The sequence below is a fragment of the Rhodanobacter aciditrophus genome, assembly GCF_042679525.1.
GTDB lineage: Bacteria > Pseudomonadota > Gammaproteobacteria > Pseudomonadales > Marinomonadaceae > Marinomonas > Marinomonas aciditrophus.
In genome coordinates this window covers 193,002-209,540 of record NZ_JBHTMN010000012.1, presented here as the reverse complement: position 1 = coordinate 209,540, position 16,539 = coordinate 193,002, and the positions used below count along the sequence as shown (strand labels likewise).

Genomic DNA, 16,539 nt, shown 5'->3' with positions numbered 1-16,539 from the left:
AAGGGCGGTGTCCTAGGCCTCTAGACGAATGGGACACATGATTGCTTCCGTAGAAGCTCCCTACTCTTTTGAGTGAGGATATTTGGAGCGGGAAACGAGGCTCGAACTCGCGACCCCAACCTTGGCAAGGTTGTGCTCTACCACTGAGCTATTCCCGCATACTTGCTTGCCTTAATGATAACTTTCATTAAGCTACTCTGACCAAGGAGCCAATTCGTAAATTGGCGTCCCATAGGGGGTTCGAACCCCTGTTACCGCCGTGAAAGGGCGGTGTCCTAGGCCTCTAGACGAATGGGACACGTCAGAGTCTTGCTGTGCAAGCGGGTGCGTATATTACTGTTACCAGACTGAAAATCAACAACTTTTTTTAAATATATGTAATCTAAGTATAAAATCGTCACAACAACTGAATTTTGATTAGGAGATCTTATGATCCGCAAACCTTTATTAGTGGGTATAGCATTAGCCAGCACAATCCTTTTACAAGGCTGTGCAAACACTACCCATGTCATCAACTTAGCTCCTGAAGCAAACATTGAAAGCCAACAACGTACAAATACTCACTCTATTAAGGTAAACGTCTCTGGATTTGATGGCAGCGCGATTGGCAGCATCGATACAGGCATTGGTGAACACGCCGATATCACCATTGCCAACAATGTCAGCGTTGCCCTTTACCAGAGCATACAGTCTTCCCTAACCCAGTTAGGTTTTACACCATCCCAAGGCCGAACCCCTTCTACCTCTATTACCTACACCATCGAAGAATTAAGCTACACAACGAAAACTCTTTCCCTTAAGACCGAAGCGAAATTAGTAAACGATATTAAGGTAACAGTAGAAAAAGGCGCGAAGACTTATACGGCCAATTTCAAATCAGAAAAAATCGATCAATACGGTTCATTACCTGATCGCGAGGACGTAGAACAAGAGATTAATGATTTGGTAGGAAAAACAGTCGCACGCAGCCTTGAAGATCCGACCATTCTAGACATGCTGAGCAATTAATAGATAGCAATAAGCCCAAGGTTAATCCTTGGGCTTAAAGTCTAATGAAGCAGAGTTAACGCAATAACGAACACCTGTCGGCTTTGGTCCATCAGGAAATACATGCCCCAAGTGAGCATCGCATTGCTCACAGACAATTTCCGTTCGACGCATCATCCAAGAGTCATCAAATAACTCTTTAATGTTTTCCTTGTCTGCATCATAAAAGCTGGGCCAGCCAGAGCCTGAGTTATATTTAGTATCAGAATCAAATAAGTGAGCACCACAGCACACGCAGTAATAACTACCCGGCTCGTAGAACTTTTCATACTTACCAGTGAATGGACGCTCCGTGCCTTTATTACGAACTATTTGGTACACTTCTTCTGGTAAACGTTGCTTCCATTCTTCATCGGTTACAGCTTTAACATCATTATTGATTTTATCATTACTCATATTGAAGACTCCGAAATAACGTAGCGTTAGTATACTGAACATATCCCTCTTTAATAAGGAAGCGTCGTGGAAATACGTAAATCCAATAAACTAGCCAACATCTGCTATGAAATTCGCGGCCCAGTATTAAAAGAAGCCATGCGTATGGAAGATGAAGGCCATCGAATTTTAAAACTGAACATTGGCAACCCAGCCCCTTTTGGCTTCAAAGCCCCTGATGAGATTCTAGTCGATGTGATCAAGAATCTACCTAACGCTCAAGGTTACTGTGAGTCCAAAGGTTTGTTTTCCGCCCGCAAAGCCGTTATGCAAAAGTACCAAGCCTTAGGCATTCGCTCCGCCAACGTAGAAAATGTCTGGATGGGGAACGGTGTCAGTGAGTTAATCGTGATGGCCATGCAAGCCCTACTGGATGACGGCGACGAAATCCTAATCCCTGTACCGGACTACCCTCTTTGGACGGCGGCGGCCACACTCTCTGGTGGCTATGTGCGCCATTATCTTTGTGATGAGGGAAATGGATGGCAGCCAGACATCGCCGATATCAAATCGAAGATTTCAAACAAAACAAAGGCCCTGGTTATCATCAACCCGAACAACCCAACAGGTGCAGTGTATTCTGAAGAAATACTCAAAGAAATTGTTGCCCTAGCCGAAGAACACGGACTACTTCTGTTTTCTGACGAGATTTACGATCGAATCCTTTACGATGGCGCACTACACATACCTCTCGCCACCTTAACGGAAGGCCGCATTCCCTGTGTCACTTTCGGTGGCCTATCAAAAGTCTATCGCACCGCAGGCTTCCGCTCTGGCTGGATGACCATCACTGGCCCACTCAGCGGCATGGAGGATTACATTGCTGGACTTGATATGTTGAGTTCAATGCGCCTTTGCGCCAACGTCCCAGCCCAGCATGCTGTACAAACAGCGCTTGGAGGCTACCAAACCATCAATGAACTGACCGCTCCAGGGGGCAGACTCTATGAACAAAGAAATCTTGCTTGGGAAATTCTCGATAGCATCCCAGGGGTTCACTGTCATAAGCCTGAAGGTGCCTTGTACCTTTTCCCAAGACTCGATCCTAAAATGTATGACATCAAAGATGACGTGGACATTGCCCTACGCTTTCTGAAGGAAGAAAAGGTGCTATTGGTCCATGGCACAGGGTTTAACTGGCCTACCCCAGATCACCTTCGTATTGTCTTCCTGCCCCATGTAGAAGAGCTACAACCCGCCATGGAACGTTTTGCCGCGTTTCTAGGAAGAATTCGAAAATAGTACTACTTGAAAAGGAACTAACTGCCCCTATGATGCTCCATAGTACTTTTACTTTGGAGCGTCTAAATAATGCGTATACTGCTATTTTTATTAACAAATATAGCTGTTCTAGTTGTTGCTGGTATTGTTCTGAGCCTGTTGGGCGTAGAGCGCTACATCTCTGGTAGCGGTTTAAACCTAACATCACTGTTAATTTTCTGTGCTGTATTCGGCTTTACTGGAAGCATCATTTCCCTTCTTCTTTCCAAAAAGATGGCAAAATGGGGCTCCAAAGCACAGGTTATTGAACAACCTCGTAACCACAAAGAACAGTGGCTTCTAACAACTGTTCAAGAGCTTGCCAACGAAGCAGGCATCAAAATGCCTGAAGTGGCGGTCTTCCCTGCTCATGAGGCTAACGCGTTCGCCACAGGCTGGAACAAAAATGATGCTCTAGTGGCCGTATCAAGCGGTATGCTGGATCGCTACCCACCGGATGAGATTCGTGCTGTTATGGCACACGAGATCGGTCACGTTGCCAATGGCGACATGGTGACCCTGACCCTCATTCAAGGGGTGGTAAACACTTTCGTGATGTTCTTTGCCCGTATTGCCGCTTACGCCGTGGACTCCTTCCTTCGCCGTAACGATGAAGAAAGCCAAGGAAGTGTCGGTTTTGGCTATTACATTGCGACCTTTGTGTTTGAAATCCTATTTGGCATCCTAGCAAGCATGATTGTCATGTGGTTCTCGCGCTACCGTGAATTCCGCGCCGATGAAGCGGGGGCACGTTTAGCTGGCAAAGGGGCCATGATCGCCGCTCTGGCGAGAATCCAAAGCGAAAACGAAGTCTCCCACATGCCTGACAGCATGCTGGCTTTTGGTATTCACAAAGGACCTTCACCTAAACTTGGTGAGCTTTTCTCTAGCCACCCACCCATCAAAGATCGCATCGCTGCATTGCAACAGCTGTAAGGTCGCCACAAAGCACAAAAAAGCCCCTCAATTGAGGGGCTTTTTAATAGTAAGTAAATTTAAGACTTGGCACTGATGGTTTCAAGAATATAAGCAAGCAACGGAATCCCTTGCTCCTTATCCATATCGATAAAACGAATACCATATACGTATAAATACTCAACCCCCATCCTTGAGAGGAATGCATTATCTGCAATGGAGGCCTGAACCTGCTCAAGCATCTGGATTTCTTGATTGCGAATTTCACACTGGATTTTGAGGATATGCTTGTAGCCACCAATCGTCACGTTCACGGCCATACGCATGGTTTGGTTCACAGACCCAAAATCCGTCTTGGATAAGATCTTACATCCGCCAGTACTTAAATCCACCACCACCCCAGTTGCAGACTCACTAATAGGCTGATCACCGACACCCGCCTCCAAGGAACAAATAAGACGAGTTTCAACACGAGCGGCTTGGCGTACTTCAGAGGTATCCACATAGGCAGGATAAGCTAAATGGAGATGTGCGCCCGGCTCCATATAGCTTTTAGCCACCTTCGTAGAAAACGCACAGACGGATGTGGCAAGCATTAACCGGACATTCACAACTTGACTGTCCCTAACAATGATATTTTTACCGCCAACCCGAGGGCACGATACAATCAGAGACCTTCCCGGAATACGACCAAGCACTTTCACAGTGTGACGACCTGGGGGAGAAATGAACTCCAACTGGACATTTGTTCCAATTGGCACATCCAATTCTTTGAAGTCTACCTGGCGAACTTCGGCCATTTTTATCCTTACTTCTCAAATGCTTTTTTAAAACCGAGAGCCATCAATTGTTGCTCATAAGATGGAGCTGAAATAACACAAGTACTAAACTCATCTCGCTCCACGTAATGTTTGCGAAGCCAATCAAAGGGTTTCAATTGACCACTCGTCATCACCCTTAGAAAACGATTACTGTCCCGTGATGGATCGTAGATAGCGAGCATGGCTCTTGATAAAAACTCTAACGGAGACAACTGCTTGCTTAAGCTCAATGATTCGATACTACCCCGAGAGATGGATTCCGAAAAGGAACTTCTGACATTCAAGTCAAAATATTTGCACATTGCCTCATAGATCTGCCAAGTCCCCTTTTCCCTGCCCTGCTTGCTATATCCTGCAATATGAGGCGTGGCAATATCACAAATACGAGCAAATGCCATATTAGGGGTTGGCTCTTGATGCCATACGTCGAATACTAAGTTTAAAGCACCGTTGAGCTCATCGAAGCGGGCCATTAGAGCCTCTTCATTGATCACGCCGCCACGGCCAGCAGAAATAATCGTTTGACCAGCACGAAGATTCGCAACGCTCTGGGCGTTAATCATATCGAAACTAGGGTAATCACCAGTCCGAGTAAGAGGCGCATGCAAACACACAACATCAGCCCCCAACACTTCTTCAAGGGTACCTTGAGTGACACCTGTAACACTCGATTGTACCAATGGGTCATAAACTGTCACATTGCAGCCTAATTTAACAAAACGAGCCGCTACCGTTTTGCCAACATTCCCCTGACCAATCACCCCAATAGTGGCGTCCAACCAGTTCAACCCCTTGTTAAGATACAAATGCGCCAAAGAGCTAAACACATAATCTGCTACCGCATCCGCATTACACCCAGGGGCACTATTGAAGCCTATTCCTTGCTTTGCTAAATAAGACTTATCAATGTGATCAGTGCCTATGGTGGCACTACCGACATACTTAATGGATGACCCCGCCAATAGGGCTTCATTCACCTTAGTCACAGAGCGTACTAAAAGTACCTCCGCATCAGCCAACATGTCATTCGTCAAATCACGACCACTCACAAGAGTGACGTCCCCTAGGCCAGAGAATAAGCGCTGGGCGTTTGGCATGTTTTCATCGGCAATTATTTTCATGAGACTCTCTTAAAAATTGTTGTAGCGGTAGCGAGGATTGTGCCGTGCGCAGGTATAACGCTTGGGCGAACTGTTCTACCCGTTTAGGTAAGCCATTTTCTAATAAGGTCTTAACATTGTCATACACCGTCCGTCGAAAGGGCGTCGGATCGTAGTCTGGCAAAGCTAAGTTATCAACACTGACATCAAAAGACATGCCTGCGGCCCAATGGAAAATACATTCATAGGACTGGGGCGTAATTTCCACTTGCTCAAACTGCTTCTGCTGAGCTTCTGAACGACCATCCTCCGCATACCAATACCCGAAGTCATCTAACTGACGTCGTGCCTCTCCTGCCACACACCAGTGACTTATTTCATGCAAAGCACTGGAGGCGTAATCGTACCGATACTGAATTTGGGCAATACCATCTGAATCAGAGGCAAGATAAAAAGGCTCATCAAAGCCACCACACAAGGTGGTTTTATAAGCATTAAAAAAGACGTCCTTAAACGTCTTTTCAAGAATTTCTGCGGTCAACATTGAATCTCGAAATGGGCTTGCTCGACACTTCTGACGTAGAGCAAACCCTGAGAATGTCTCTAGCCTCGGAAGTAGCGAGCGGTTACGAATGGCATTTTTGTTGCCTTTAATGGGATCAGTTTACCACGAAGTGAGGCAAAAAGAGGGGTTTCTAAATGACTGGATGACACGTAAGCCATAATGATTGGTTGACCAAGAGTTGGCGCAAAGCCACCACTGGTCACAACACCTACCGCTTCACCAGACTCAGTGACAACCTCAACCCCTTCACGTACTGGCGCTTTTCCTTCCACAACAAAACCAACACGTTTACGCGAAGCGCCTGAATCAAGCTGAGACAGAATAACATCAGCCCCCACAAAGCCCCCAGCACGCTCACCCTCTTGGCGACGCACTTTCTGAATAGCCCAAGTAATAGAGGCTTCCACTGGCGTTGTGGTGTCGTCTAGATCATGACCGTATAAACATAAGCCTGCCTCCAAACGAAGTGAGTCACGGGCACCCAGACCAATCCACTCCACTTCTGCTTGACCTGTTAAGGCCTTACAAAAAACCGCAGCAGAATCATTAGGCACAGAAATCTCGTAACCGTCCTCTCCCGTATAACCTGAACAGCTAACCCACAATTCAACACCTTCCCAGATTATTTTGGCAGATTGCATAAATAACATCTGCTCAACACCAGGTAATAGATTAGCAGTCGCTGCGCGTGCTTTAGGCCCCTGGATTGCCACCAAGGCCCGATCTTCAACAACCGTCACTTCAGTGGTTTTAAGAGACGACTTTAAATACGCCACATCTTGCTCTTTACAGGCAGCATTAACCACCATGTAAACACAGTCGTCACCCCAGTTAGTGAACATTAGGTCATCTGTGATGCCGCCTGTTTCAGTAGTAAAAACACCGTAACGCTGAGTATTCAATGGCAAGCCTTTGACATCTACTGGCAAAATAGCTTCAAGCTCGTCTTTTACATTCTCACCTTTCAAGATCACTTGACCCATATGAGACACATCAAACAAGCCTGCATCGCTGCGCGTCCACAAGTGCTCTTTTTTGACCCCTAATGGGTATTGCACAGGCATTTCATAGCCTGCAAATTCCACCATGCGAGCACCGGCATCAACATGGGCTTGGTATAAAGGAGTACGTTTCATTGAGCACCTCAACAGTATCTTAGGTTCGCTAGAGAATTAAGTTTCCAATTGGAAACAAAGTATCTAAGTTCGCCGTTAGTTTTGCAACCTTCCATTGATTGTTCGAATAATTTTTGTCCAGCATCCCCGTATTATCTACTGAAAAGCTATATTTATAACCATTCGGTCAACATTTGAATTCTGAACATTTTTTACTAGACTCGTGTTTTTGTTTAGCAACACATGTTTCCAATTGGAAACTTTTTGTTTATGATTTGAGAAACTTAGTCAGAGCAGATGATTATAGCGACAGTGTAATTGATCTTTTTTCATCTATTTTGATCAGACAAATGTTAGAATATGTCCGTTGTAAAATGTCACTGACATGAATGTTAATCTAAGAGGACCCCAACATGGCGAACACTGAAGCCTTTTTCAGCCAAGCACTTAAAGAGCGTGATGCTGAGCTTTACGCAACACTTGTAGAAGAACAAGAGCGTCAAGAAACTGGTATCGAGCTAATCGCGTCTGAAAACATCGTTTCTAAAGCTGTTTTAGAAGCACAAGGCTCTGTCCTAACCAACAAGTACGCTGAAGGCTACCCAGAGCGTCGTTACTACGGCGGCTGTGAAGCAGTAGACGTAACTGAGCAATTGGCAATTGATCGCGCTAAGCAGCTATTTGACTGTGAATTCGTGAACGTTCAGCCTCACTCTGGCGCTCAAGCAAATGGCGCTGTAATGTTGGCACTGCTTCAGCCAGGTGACACCATCATGGGTATGTCCCTTTCCTCTGGCGGTCACTTAACTCACGGTGCGCCACCAGCACAATCTGGTAAATGGTTCAATGCCGTTCAATACGAAGTTAATGCGGACACATTGTTGATCGATTACGATGCGATCGAAGCGCAAGCAATCGAATGCCAACCTAAAATGATCATCGCTGGTGGCTCTGCTATTCCACGTCAAATCGACTTCAAACGTTTTCGTGAAATCGCTGACAAAGTAGGTGCTTACCTATTCGTAGACATGGCACACATTGCTGGTCTAGTAGCGACAGGCGCACACCCTTCTCCACTGCCACATGCGCACATTGTTACTACAACTACCCACAAGACACTTCGTGGTCCTCGTGGCGGCATGATCTTATCTAACGACTTGGATCTAGGTAAGAAAATCAACTCTGCAGTATTCCCTGGCTACCAAGGTGGTCCACTTATGCACGTTATCGCTGGTAAAGCGGTTGCATTTGGTGAAGCACTGAAACCAGAATTTAAAGACTACATTGCGCAAGTTGTTAGCAATGCTAAAACCCTTGCTGCAGTAATGGTTGAGCGCGGCTACGGCATTGTGACTGGCGGTACTGACACGCACCTGATGTTGGTTGACCTTCGTCCAAAAGGCTTGAAAGGTAACGTTGCAGACAAGGCCCTTGAGCGCGCTGGTATCACATGTAACAAAAACGGCATTCCGTTTGACACTGAAAAACCAATGGTTACCTCTGGTATCCGTCTTGGTACTCCTGCTGCGACCTCTCGCGGTTTTGGTGAAGAAGAATTCCGTAAAGTTGGCAACCTGATCAGTGATGTACTAGATAGCCTAGTTGAAAGCCCAGAAGGCAACACTGAAGTTGAAGCACGTGTACGTGCGGAAGTTGCTGAGCTTTGTAAGCAATTCCCTCTATACCGTTAATTTGTTCACGCCCGAGACCTACCGTCTCGGGCAATTTATATAGGACTTATGGCCATGAGCAACATTCCATCTAATCTGAAATATGCTGATTCTCACGAATGGGTACGCGACAATGGTGATGGCACCGTTACTGTTGGCATCACAGACCACGCACAAGACCTACTAGGAGACGTGGTATACATCGAGCTTCCTGATGTGGGCGCAGAAACAACTGCTTCTGAACAGTTCTCACTGGTTGAGTCTGTGAAAGCAGCATCTGATATCTACGCACCCGTTTCTGGTGAAGTCGTTGAAGTGAACGAAGCCCTAGACGACTCCCCAGAGCTTGTGAATGAATCACCATTTGAAGACGCTTGGATTGCTAAAATCAAACTTAATGACCCTGCTGAACTAGACAAGCTTTTAGATGCGGCTGCATACGCAACCTCTATCGAATAATTCGACTCAACACCCCTAACCCTAGGGGTGTTATTTCTCCTCCTGCAATTTCTTTTATAGGTGACCTTACATGACTTCGTGTATCCGCGACTTGCTAGGCAAAGACGAATTCATTGCACGCCACATCGGCCCTGATGCAACAGAACAATCTTCGATGCTAAACACCATCGGCTTCGAATCCCTAGACCAATTGATCGAGAACACCATTCCAAGCGCGATTCGCTTAGCTAATCTCGACATGTCTAAACAGCCTGTCAGCGAAAACGACGCCCTTACACAGCTAAAAGAAATTGCAGGCAATAATAAGATTGCCCGCAGCTACATTGGCATGGGGTACCACGACACCTTCGTTCCCAGCCCAATCCTACGCAACCTGTTAGAGAACCCAGGCTGGTACACAGCCTACACACCTTACCAACCAGAGATTTCTCAGGGTCGTCTTGAAGCTTTACTAAACTTCCAACAAGTAGTCATCGACCTTACTGGCATGGAAATTTCCAACGCTTCCCTATTAGATGAAGCGACTGCCGCAGCAGAAGCCATGACCCTGATGCAGCGTGCTGGTAAAAAGAAAGTAAATACTCTTTTTGTGGGTAATAACGTCCTACCACAAACCATCGACGTTGTTAAAACCCGTGCCGAGCTACTAGAAATTGAAGTGGTGGTTGCAGACCCAAGCACCCTATCAGAATACGATGTATTTGGTGCCATTCTTCAATACCCAGGTATTGATGGACAAGTAGTGGACATCTCCAGCACCATTGCACAAGCACACGAACAAGGCGCACTGGTTTCTGTTGCCGTGGATCTACTATCACTGGTACTAATTAAGTCACCAGGTGATCTTGGTGCAGACATTGTTGTGGGTAGCGCACAGCGTTTTGGTGTTCCAATGGGCTTTGGTGGCCCTCACGCTGCCTTCCTAGCCACGAAAGATAAATTCAAACGCTCAATGCCCGGCCGTGTAATCGGTGTCTCCAAAGACAGCCATGACAAGCCTGCATTGCGTATGGCCATGCAGACACGTGAGCAGCACATTCGCCGTGAAAAAGCCACGTCAAACATCTGTACCGCCCAAGCACTACTAGCCATGATGGCAGGCTTCTACGCCGTCTACCATGGCCCACAAGGCTTGAAAAAAATCGCTACACGTGTGGCAGGTTTCACTCACATCTTGGCGACATCTCTTAAAGGCACTTATTCCGTTAACAGCACCCATTTCGACACCCTGGTCGTTAAGACGCTTGATAAAACAGATACAGTTCTAAAGAGCGCTGCAGATAAGAACATCAATTTATACCGTGTAAACAGCACAACGCTTTCTTTGTCTTTCAGCGAAACCAGCACCATCGAAGACTTACGCAACCTATCAGACAGCTTCGGCGTTTCACTAAATGAAGACCTACTCGATGCAGAGCTAGAAACAGGTATTGATGCAAACATGCTGCGTACGGACGCAATCCTAACGCACCCTGTTTTCAATTCGCACCACAGTGAAACCGAACTGATGCGCTACATGCGCCAGCTTGAAGTAAAAGACATTGCTTTGAACCAAAGCATGATTCCACTGGGCTCTTGTACAATGAAGCTAAACTCGGCTTCTGAAATGATCCCAGTGACCTGGGCAGAATTTGGTCGCATACACCCATTCGCACCTAAAACACAGGTAGCAGGCTACCAAACTCTACTTAATGATCTAATTGCCATGCTTTCAAAGGCAACCGGCTACGACACTATTTCTTTGCAACCCAACTCAGGTGCGCAAGGTGAATACGCTGGCCTGATCGCCATTGACAAATACCATAAGTCCCGCGGTGATGATCAGCGTAATATTTGTTTGATTCCAAGTTCAGCGCACGGTACTAACCCAGCTTCTGCTGCTCTTGCTGGCATGAAAGTTGTCATCGTTAAATGTGACGAGAACGGCAACATTGACGTCGCAGACCTTAAAGAAAAAGCAGAGAAGCACGCTGACAACCTAAGCTGTATCATGGCCACTTATCCCTCTACTCATGGTGTGTTTGAAGAACAGATCCGTGAAGTGTGTGACATTGTTCATGATAACGGCGGCCAAGTGTATATCGATGGCGCTAACCTAAATGCACTAGTAGGTATTGCACCTCCAGGCAGCTTCGGCGGGGATGTGTCTCACCTTAACCTACACAAAACCTTCTGTATCCCTCACGGTGGTGGCGGTCCAGGTATGGGGCCTATTGGTGTTAAATCACATCTTGCGCCTTTCTTGCCAGGCCATGCGGTATCTCCTGTCGTACAAAACGACATGCAACACGGCGCCGTGTCTGCTGCGCCATATGGCTCTGCAAGCATCCTTGTTATCACTTGGATGTACATCAAAATGATGGGAGACCGTGGTCTACGTGATGCAACATTCAATGCGATCTTGAACGCTAACTACATCGCTAAGCGTCTAGGTGAGCATTACCCAGTGCTTTACACAGGCAAAAACGGCACAGTTGCTCACGAATGTATCATCGACATTCGTCCCATCAAAGAAGAGTCTGGCATTTCTGAAGAAGACATCGCTAAGCGCCTAATGGACTTTGGTTTCCATGCGCCAACCATGTCTTTCCCAGTAGCCGGCACCCTAATGATCGAGCCAACAGAATCTGAAAACCGCGAAGAACTAGACCGCTTCTGCGATGCTATGATTCAAATCAAGGCCGAAATCACCAAGGTACAAAGTGGCGAGTGGCCACTAGAAGACAACCCATTAGTCAATGCTCCTCATACGGCAGCCTCTTTACTAAAAGGCGACTGGGCACACGCATATTCTCGCGAAGAAGCAGCCTACCCACTACCTTGGATTGCAGCACGCAAGTACTGGCCACCTGTTGGTCGTATCGACAACGTTTACGGTGACCGCAACTTGTTCTGTGAGTGCCCACCAATCGAAAGCTACGAGGGCTAAGCCCCTTTAAGCATAAACATCAAAAAGGCGAATCCTAGGATTCGCCTTTTTTGTTCTCTTTACTCGGCAAAAGCTCGCTATCACTGATTTTCAATACAAAAAAGCGAGCCATTAAGCTCGCTTTAGAACCTCAATCAATAAGCAGTTACTTAATTGTAAAACGCTTATCGAAACGACTGATCATTAGAATATTGCCAATAAAGTCATTAGCATTAATGATCTCGATTTCAACCCCATCACCCAGTGCCGATTTCATACTGAGGAGCATACCTAAGGCTGCGCTGTCTAAGTACTCAACGTTTTCCATGTTGACTACAAAGTGATCGTACTGGCCAATGAAATCAGAATAAGCTAAACGAAAATCATTGAACAAAGAAAAGTCGAAACTGCCGATAACGCCGATTTCGACGATTCCTTTACTATCCTGTACGGTTACGGAAATGCTCATATCCTATCCCTTATCAGGCGGTTTAACGCCCTCCTCCCAAACAATCAGGTGAATCTGGAGATTCGTATTTACGAGCCTCCCATTCTTCGTCGGTATACAAATGCAATGCCAAAGCATGAATCTTTGGCATCTGGTCAGTTAATGCGCCATAGACCAACTGATGTCGCTGTACGCGGGTTTTACCAAAAAAGATGTTACTTACTAAGGTTAGCTTAAAATGCGACTCGCTGCCCGCAGGAACATTATGCTTGTAGCTTTCATTTTCAAGCTCCATATGATGCACATTAAATGCTCTGCTTAAGGTTTCACGAATCTCGTTTTCAATTTGCATTAGTCTCTCCAAGCGCCTTATTGGGCAGGCGCTTCTTCTGCATTGGTTTCGTTGTCACCGCTCAATAGAGCTTGGCCTTTATTTTGCGGATACGCCACATCCAGTGACACGGCACCACCCTCACGCCAAACGCTAATAATGGTATCCATATTCGCAGCCATGACGGCACGTTTGTCATCAGGTGCTGCGGCGATAACCTGTAAGCCGATATCACGCATAAAGCCCATACAAGTTGAGGTCTTCGCCATATCAATCTTGTTAAAGGCCTCGTCAAACATTGCTAGAGAGAAGCCCCCTACGATGTCCCCATCCATAGTTTCGTGTAAACGGTAGGTTGTCGATAAGGCTGCAGCGATAGCAAGGTAGAAAGGAATCTGGTGCTCACCACCGGAACCGGTCTGGATACGCTGGGACAAGGTGGTTTTCTTCTCACCATCCAAGTTTAGGATATCTACTTCAAAGTTGTAGAACTTGCGGTAGTCAGCCAGATCTTTCTGCTTCTCTTCATCGCTAATTAGCTCTTGGATCACTGAAATAGCTTTTGCATGCTCTGGGTCACCAGTCTGCTCAGGATCGAATAATCCCCCTACATTGGCTTGATCCATGGAGCTGAACTTCTCAACCAAGTCCAAAATGTCTTTCATATCCCCGTTCGGATAAAAGCGGAATTGATAAACCTCTTGGTTAAACGGACGGCGCTTCAAGCTATGGTTCAACTCACGAATAATGTGAGCCACCTGATCAAGGGAATCTTTCAACTTAGAAACATAGTCACTGCGGAAGGTTTCTTCTGCTTCACGACGCGCCAATTCGGCACGTTTGGCATATTTAGCAAGCTCTGTTTCACCAAGCACATCGATCTGGTGGGTGACATAGTGCTCAAATTCTTCGAACTTGGACTCTAAGTAGTCCAGCTGAACATCATCATCTAGATTACTGTTGTGGTACTTAGCGTAATGATCGGCCACCTCTTTACGCACCTTCTGATCAAAGGAGCGGACTTTTTCTGCGGCTTTTTCAGAGCGGCTCATGGCCTCTTTGTAGATCGCAGCACCATTTACCATGCTGGATTCCAGCAGGTCATAACGCTCACTAGCGAACTCAGCATTAAACAATGGGTTACCGGTAATTTTGTTACGCTCTTCGTCTAAAGCGGCTAGCGCCTCAGAAAGCTGAGATTTCTGCGTATTTAAAGAGCCATACTGTTCCGCTATTTGCTGACGTTCACGGTCTAGTTTCTTGTGCTCTAATTCAATACCAGCAATACGCTCCTTCAAGCTTTCAATTCGCTCCTGCAGCTCTTTATCATCATTCTGCTGCAGGCCTTGAATCTGCGCCTCTACATCTGCCAAATCTTGGGCGATACGGGTATTCGACGCACCCGCCTCATGTAAAGCAGACGCATCTATCTGATTAGACGCCATAATACGACCCAGCAAGTTATCTGCTTGCTCAAGACGTTGGTCTGTTTTCATAAAGTCCATCAACTCGCCACTCAATTGCTGTAGCTGAGCCTCACGGGATTTACGCATACCGTCTGTGTTAATCCCCACCATCATATGAGGGGTAAAACGAATGGTGGAAATCGTACCTGACAACTTCAACATGCCGTCGGCGGTCATTGCGCTGTCTTCACGAAGCAGCTGACGCTCCGTCTCAACTGGCTTGATACCACCAAGGCGACGGTTTAAATACGCTTGAGCATGATCATCGTTACAACGAATAAAACGCAACACAGAGTTACTATCACCACGATTGAGCCACAAACGGGTTTGAGTGGTATCGATTACTCGACACCCCATTAATTGGCGTCGATGCGCACGAAAGATACGAATGGCCTCTTCCGCATCATCTGGCGCCACGATCAAAGCTTCCCGCTGACTACCAAGATAACCTTCAATGGCATCTTGCCACTTGTGATCCGTCACTTCAGCTAAGTGACTTAACGGAGTCGCTTTGATGTTGGCTTGATCCAATAGGCCAATGAGTTTTTTAACGTTAGGCGATAACGGGCTCGAGCCACCTTTTAAAGACGATACGTCTGATTCCAGTTGGCGACACTCATCTTTCAGGTTAAGTATATTGCGGTTCAACTGGGTACGTTGCTGGAATAAGGCACCCTTGTCTTCATCTAGGGCCTCATTAACACTAGCAAGAAGCTTACTCACCACCTTGGCGTTACCAATGATGTTGCCATCGGCATCGATGTTTTGTGCCGCTTGCTCAGCATCCTCTACTAACGCGCGCACCTTAGGTGACAACACATCCTCAAAGGTATGCAACGCCGACATTAATTGCAGCACTTGGTGTGCCTGCACAACAAGCTTTTTGTCCTGCTGGCCTTCCAGTGTTAACAGCTTTTTGCTTTGCTCTAGCTGTTGCAGTTTAAGACCCACATCAGAATGCTCATACTGCTGCTCTAGACGCAACAACTGCCCTTGCAGTTGCTTAAGTAAGTTAGATTGAGCCGTAATTTCCTCGTCAATCTCTTCTTCACGTTCTTTAAAGCCTTCGTATTGATCCTGAATTTCATCCTGTTTACTGCCTAGCTGATCAAAACGGGCTTCGGTCGCAATCCACTGGTAATTCACCACGGTTTGCTCTTGTTGGTGTTTTTTCTCACACTCTACTTGGATGGCTTTTAAATCATCGATTCGCTTGGCCACTTCTTGGGTTTTGGCTTCCAGCTGTCGATATTCGCTCAGAGATTTTTGATATGCGCCAACTTGTAGCGGCGCCTCAGCGAGAACGAAGTCTTGTACGAAGCGTGTTGGTGAAGCAATCGGCACAAACTTTAAGGCGTTCTTAAAGTTCTTCATAAAGCCATCTAGAGTAATAAGCTGATCTGCACTCGGGCTCAACTCTTCTAAATAGCGGTTCATGTACTGGGTTGCGGAAGCACTACCTGACTTAATGTATGGGTCTAGGCAGACCTTTTTCATGGCTTCACGCACTTCCAACCAAGGTTTAGCCTTGTATTGTTTCGCACTAATGGTTTCAACAAAGTCGTCACGTCGAACACCATAATTAGACAACACAAAACGACCGAGTACATCTTCTTCTGGCGATGCTAATGAGGCGGACAAACACAACCCCACAGTGGTCTCTTTGCCGCTGTTTTCATCTTCAAACACCAAAGCAAGGTAAGCTATGGCATCTTGACGAGTTTGCGCGCCAGACACCTTATCACTCGCTTGGCCTGAGTCGATCATCCCCAATATATAAGAGCGAATACTACGACCGGACGCTTTACCATCGTTGGCGCTGGCGTTGTAATTTAGGTGACGTTTGCTAGCGCCAGTCAAAACAGTTTGGATGGCATCCAATAGTGATGATTTACCAGAACCGGTAGGACCAATAATGGCCGTATTGCCACGTAAGTTAATTTCTTCTGCGCCCAGCAGGTACCAATTAACGAGTACAATTCGATTTAGCTTCTTCATA

At 46.4% G+C, this 16,539-nt stretch carries 14 protein-coding genes and 2 tRNA genes; 6 read left to right on the top strand and 10 right to left on the bottom strand.

What is annotated here, in order from left to right; translation table 11 throughout:
• Positions 1-83 precede the first annotated feature (83 nt).
• Positions 84-158, bottom strand: a tRNA-Gly gene (locus ACFQ45_RS11950).
• A gap of 64 nt (positions 159-222) precedes the next feature.
• Positions 223-298, bottom strand: a tRNA-Glu gene (locus ACFQ45_RS11945).
• A 131-nt stretch (positions 299-429) separates the two neighbouring features.
• Between ACFQ45_RS11945 and ACFQ45_RS11940 the strand changes: the two genes are divergently transcribed.
• Complete coding sequence (locus ACFQ45_RS11940; RefSeq protein ID WP_377367975.1) at positions 430-1,008, top strand: YajG family lipoprotein; 579 nt, start codon at positions 430-432, stop codon at positions 1,006-1,008.
• Positions 1,009-1,029: 21 nt separating this feature from the next.
• Here the strand turns inward: ACFQ45_RS11940 and msrB are convergent, their stop codons facing one another.
• A complete protein-coding gene (gene msrB, locus ACFQ45_RS11935) occupies positions 1,030-1,443 on the bottom strand; it encodes a peptide-methionine (R)-S-oxide reductase MsrB (protein ID WP_377367973.1) in 414 nt (137 codons plus the stop codon).
• 66 nt (positions 1,444-1,509) lie between these two features.
• Here msrB and ACFQ45_RS11930 point away from each other — a divergent pair, with 66 nt between their 5' ends.
• Together ACFQ45_RS11930 and htpX are read left to right on the top strand one after the other, a co-directional pair.
• The gene (locus ACFQ45_RS11930; RefSeq protein WP_377367968.1) at positions 1,510-2,724 is read left to right on the top strand and encodes a pyridoxal phosphate-dependent aminotransferase; all 1,215 of its coding nucleotides are present in this window, start codon (positions 1,510-1,512) and stop codon (positions 2,722-2,724) included.
• A 69-nt stretch (positions 2,725-2,793) separates the two neighbouring features.
• Entirely contained in the window at positions 2,794-3,678 is an 885-nt protein-coding gene (gene htpX / locus ACFQ45_RS11925) for a protease HtpX (RefSeq protein ID WP_377367966.1), read from the top strand.
• Positions 3,679-3,737: 59 nt separating this feature from the next.
• On the opposite strand, the gene ACFQ45_RS11920 is transcribed toward htpX, so the two are convergent.
• From ACFQ45_RS11920 to gcvT, 4 genes are read right to left on the bottom strand one after another with little or no spacing between them, the layout of a single operon-like run.
• Positions 3,738-4,457 carry a flagellar brake protein gene (locus ACFQ45_RS11920; RefSeq protein WP_377367964.1) on the bottom strand — a complete coding sequence of 240 codons (720 nt, stop codon included), beginning with the start codon at positions 4,455-4,457 and terminating at the stop codon, positions 3,738-3,740.
• Positions 4,458-4,465: 8 nt separating this feature from the next.
• Positions 4,466-5,599 (bottom strand): 4-phosphoerythronate dehydrogenase, encoded by a 1,134-nt coding sequence (locus tag ACFQ45_RS11915; RefSeq protein ID WP_377367962.1) that lies wholly within the window; start codon positions 5,597-5,599, stop codon positions 4,466-4,468.
• Positions 5,580-6,122, bottom strand: a complete 543-nt coding sequence (locus ACFQ45_RS11910; RefSeq protein WP_377367960.1) for an elongation factor P hydroxylase — start codon at positions 6,120-6,122, stop codon at positions 5,580-5,582. Before ACFQ45_RS11910 ends, ACFQ45_RS11915 begins: the two co-directional genes overlap by 20 nt.
• A gap of 59 nt (positions 6,123-6,181) precedes the next feature.
• A complete protein-coding gene (gene gcvT, locus ACFQ45_RS11905) occupies positions 6,182-7,279 on the bottom strand; it encodes a glycine cleavage system aminomethyltransferase GcvT (RefSeq protein ID WP_377367958.1) in 1,098 nt (365 codons plus the stop codon).
• 392 nt (positions 7,280-7,671) lie between these two features.
• On the opposite strand from gcvT, the gene glyA reads away from it, so the two are divergent.
• From glyA to gcvP, 3 genes are all read left to right on the top strand, one after another.
• Complete coding sequence (gene glyA, locus ACFQ45_RS11900) at positions 7,672-8,949, top strand: serine hydroxymethyltransferase (protein ID WP_377367956.1); 1,278 nt, start codon at positions 7,672-7,674, stop codon at positions 8,947-8,949.
• Positions 8,950-9,003: 54 nt separating this feature from the next.
• Positions 9,004-9,387 carry a glycine cleavage system protein GcvH gene (gcvH, locus tag ACFQ45_RS11895; RefSeq protein ID WP_377367953.1) on the top strand — a complete coding sequence of 128 codons (384 nt, stop codon included), beginning with the start codon at positions 9,004-9,006 and terminating at the stop codon, positions 9,385-9,387.
• Positions 9,388-9,457: 70 nt separating this feature from the next.
• A complete protein-coding gene (gene gcvP / locus ACFQ45_RS11890) occupies positions 9,458-12,316 on the top strand; it encodes an aminomethyl-transferring glycine dehydrogenase (protein ID WP_377367951.1) in 2,859 nt (952 codons plus the stop codon).
• Between the two features lie 145 nt (positions 12,317-12,461).
• On the opposite strand, the gene ACFQ45_RS11885 is transcribed toward gcvP, so the two are convergent.
• Genes ACFQ45_RS11885 through ACFQ45_RS11875 form a run of 3 tightly spaced genes read right to left on the bottom strand, consistent with a single transcriptional unit; the run spans position 12,462 to position 16,538 of the window.
• Complete coding sequence (locus ACFQ45_RS11885; RefSeq protein WP_377367949.1) at positions 12,462-12,764, bottom strand: STAS domain-containing protein; 303 nt, start codon at positions 12,762-12,764, stop codon at positions 12,462-12,464.
• 22 nt (positions 12,765-12,786) lie between these two features.
• Entirely contained in the window at positions 12,787-13,095 is a 309-nt protein-coding gene (locus ACFQ45_RS11880) for a BolA family protein (RefSeq protein WP_377367947.1), read from the bottom strand.
• Between the two features lie 17 nt (positions 13,096-13,112).
• A complete protein-coding gene (locus ACFQ45_RS11875; protein ID WP_377367945.1) occupies positions 13,113-16,538 on the bottom strand; it encodes an SbcC/MukB-like Walker B domain-containing protein in 3,426 nt (1,141 codons plus the stop codon).
• Position 16,539: the final 1 nt, after the last annotated feature.

What these genes read in the sequence shown, in the direction of transcription:
- ACFQ45_RS11940 (WP_377367975.1), top strand. Translation starts at nt 430, where the DNA reads ATGATCCGCAAACCTTTATTAGTGGGTATAGCATTAGCCAGCACAATC.
- gcvT (WP_377367958.1), bottom strand. Translation starts at nt 7,279, where the DNA reads ATGAAACGTACTCCTTTATACCAAGCCCATGTTGATGCCGGTGCTCGC.
- ACFQ45_RS11920 (WP_377367964.1), bottom strand. Translation starts at nt 4,457, where the DNA reads ATGGCCGAAGTTCGCCAGGTAGACTTCAAAGAATTGGATGTGCCAATT.
- ACFQ45_RS11915 (WP_377367962.1), bottom strand. Translation starts at nt 5,599, where the DNA reads ATGAAAATAATTGCCGATGAAAACATGCCAAACGCCCAGCGCTTATTC.
- gcvP (WP_377367951.1), top strand. Translation starts at nt 9,458, where the DNA reads ATGACTTCGTGTATCCGCGACTTGCTAGGCAAAGACGAATTCATTGCA.
- ACFQ45_RS11875 (WP_377367945.1), bottom strand. Translation starts at nt 16,538, where the DNA reads ATGAAGAAGCTAAATCGAATTGTACTCGTTAATTGGTACCTGCTGGGC.
- ACFQ45_RS11880 (WP_377367947.1), bottom strand. Translation starts at nt 13,095, where the DNA reads ATGCAAATTGAAAACGAGATTCGTGAAACCTTAAGCAGAGCATTTAAT.
- msrB (WP_377367973.1), bottom strand. Translation starts at nt 1,443, where the DNA reads ATGAGTAATGATAAAATCAATAATGATGTTAAAGCTGTAACCGATGAA.
- htpX (WP_377367966.1), top strand. Translation starts at nt 2,794, where the DNA reads ATGCGTATACTGCTATTTTTATTAACAAATATAGCTGTTCTAGTTGTT.
- ACFQ45_RS11910 (WP_377367960.1), bottom strand. Translation starts at nt 6,122, where the DNA reads ATGTTGACCGCAGAAATTCTTGAAAAGACGTTTAAGGACGTCTTTTTT.
- ACFQ45_RS11885 (WP_377367949.1), bottom strand. Translation starts at nt 12,764, where the DNA reads ATGAGCATTTCCGTAACCGTACAGGATAGTAAAGGAATCGTCGAAATC.
- glyA (WP_377367956.1), top strand. Translation starts at nt 7,672, where the DNA reads ATGGCGAACACTGAAGCCTTTTTCAGCCAAGCACTTAAAGAGCGTGAT.
- gcvH (WP_377367953.1), top strand. Translation starts at nt 9,004, where the DNA reads ATGAGCAACATTCCATCTAATCTGAAATATGCTGATTCTCACGAATGG.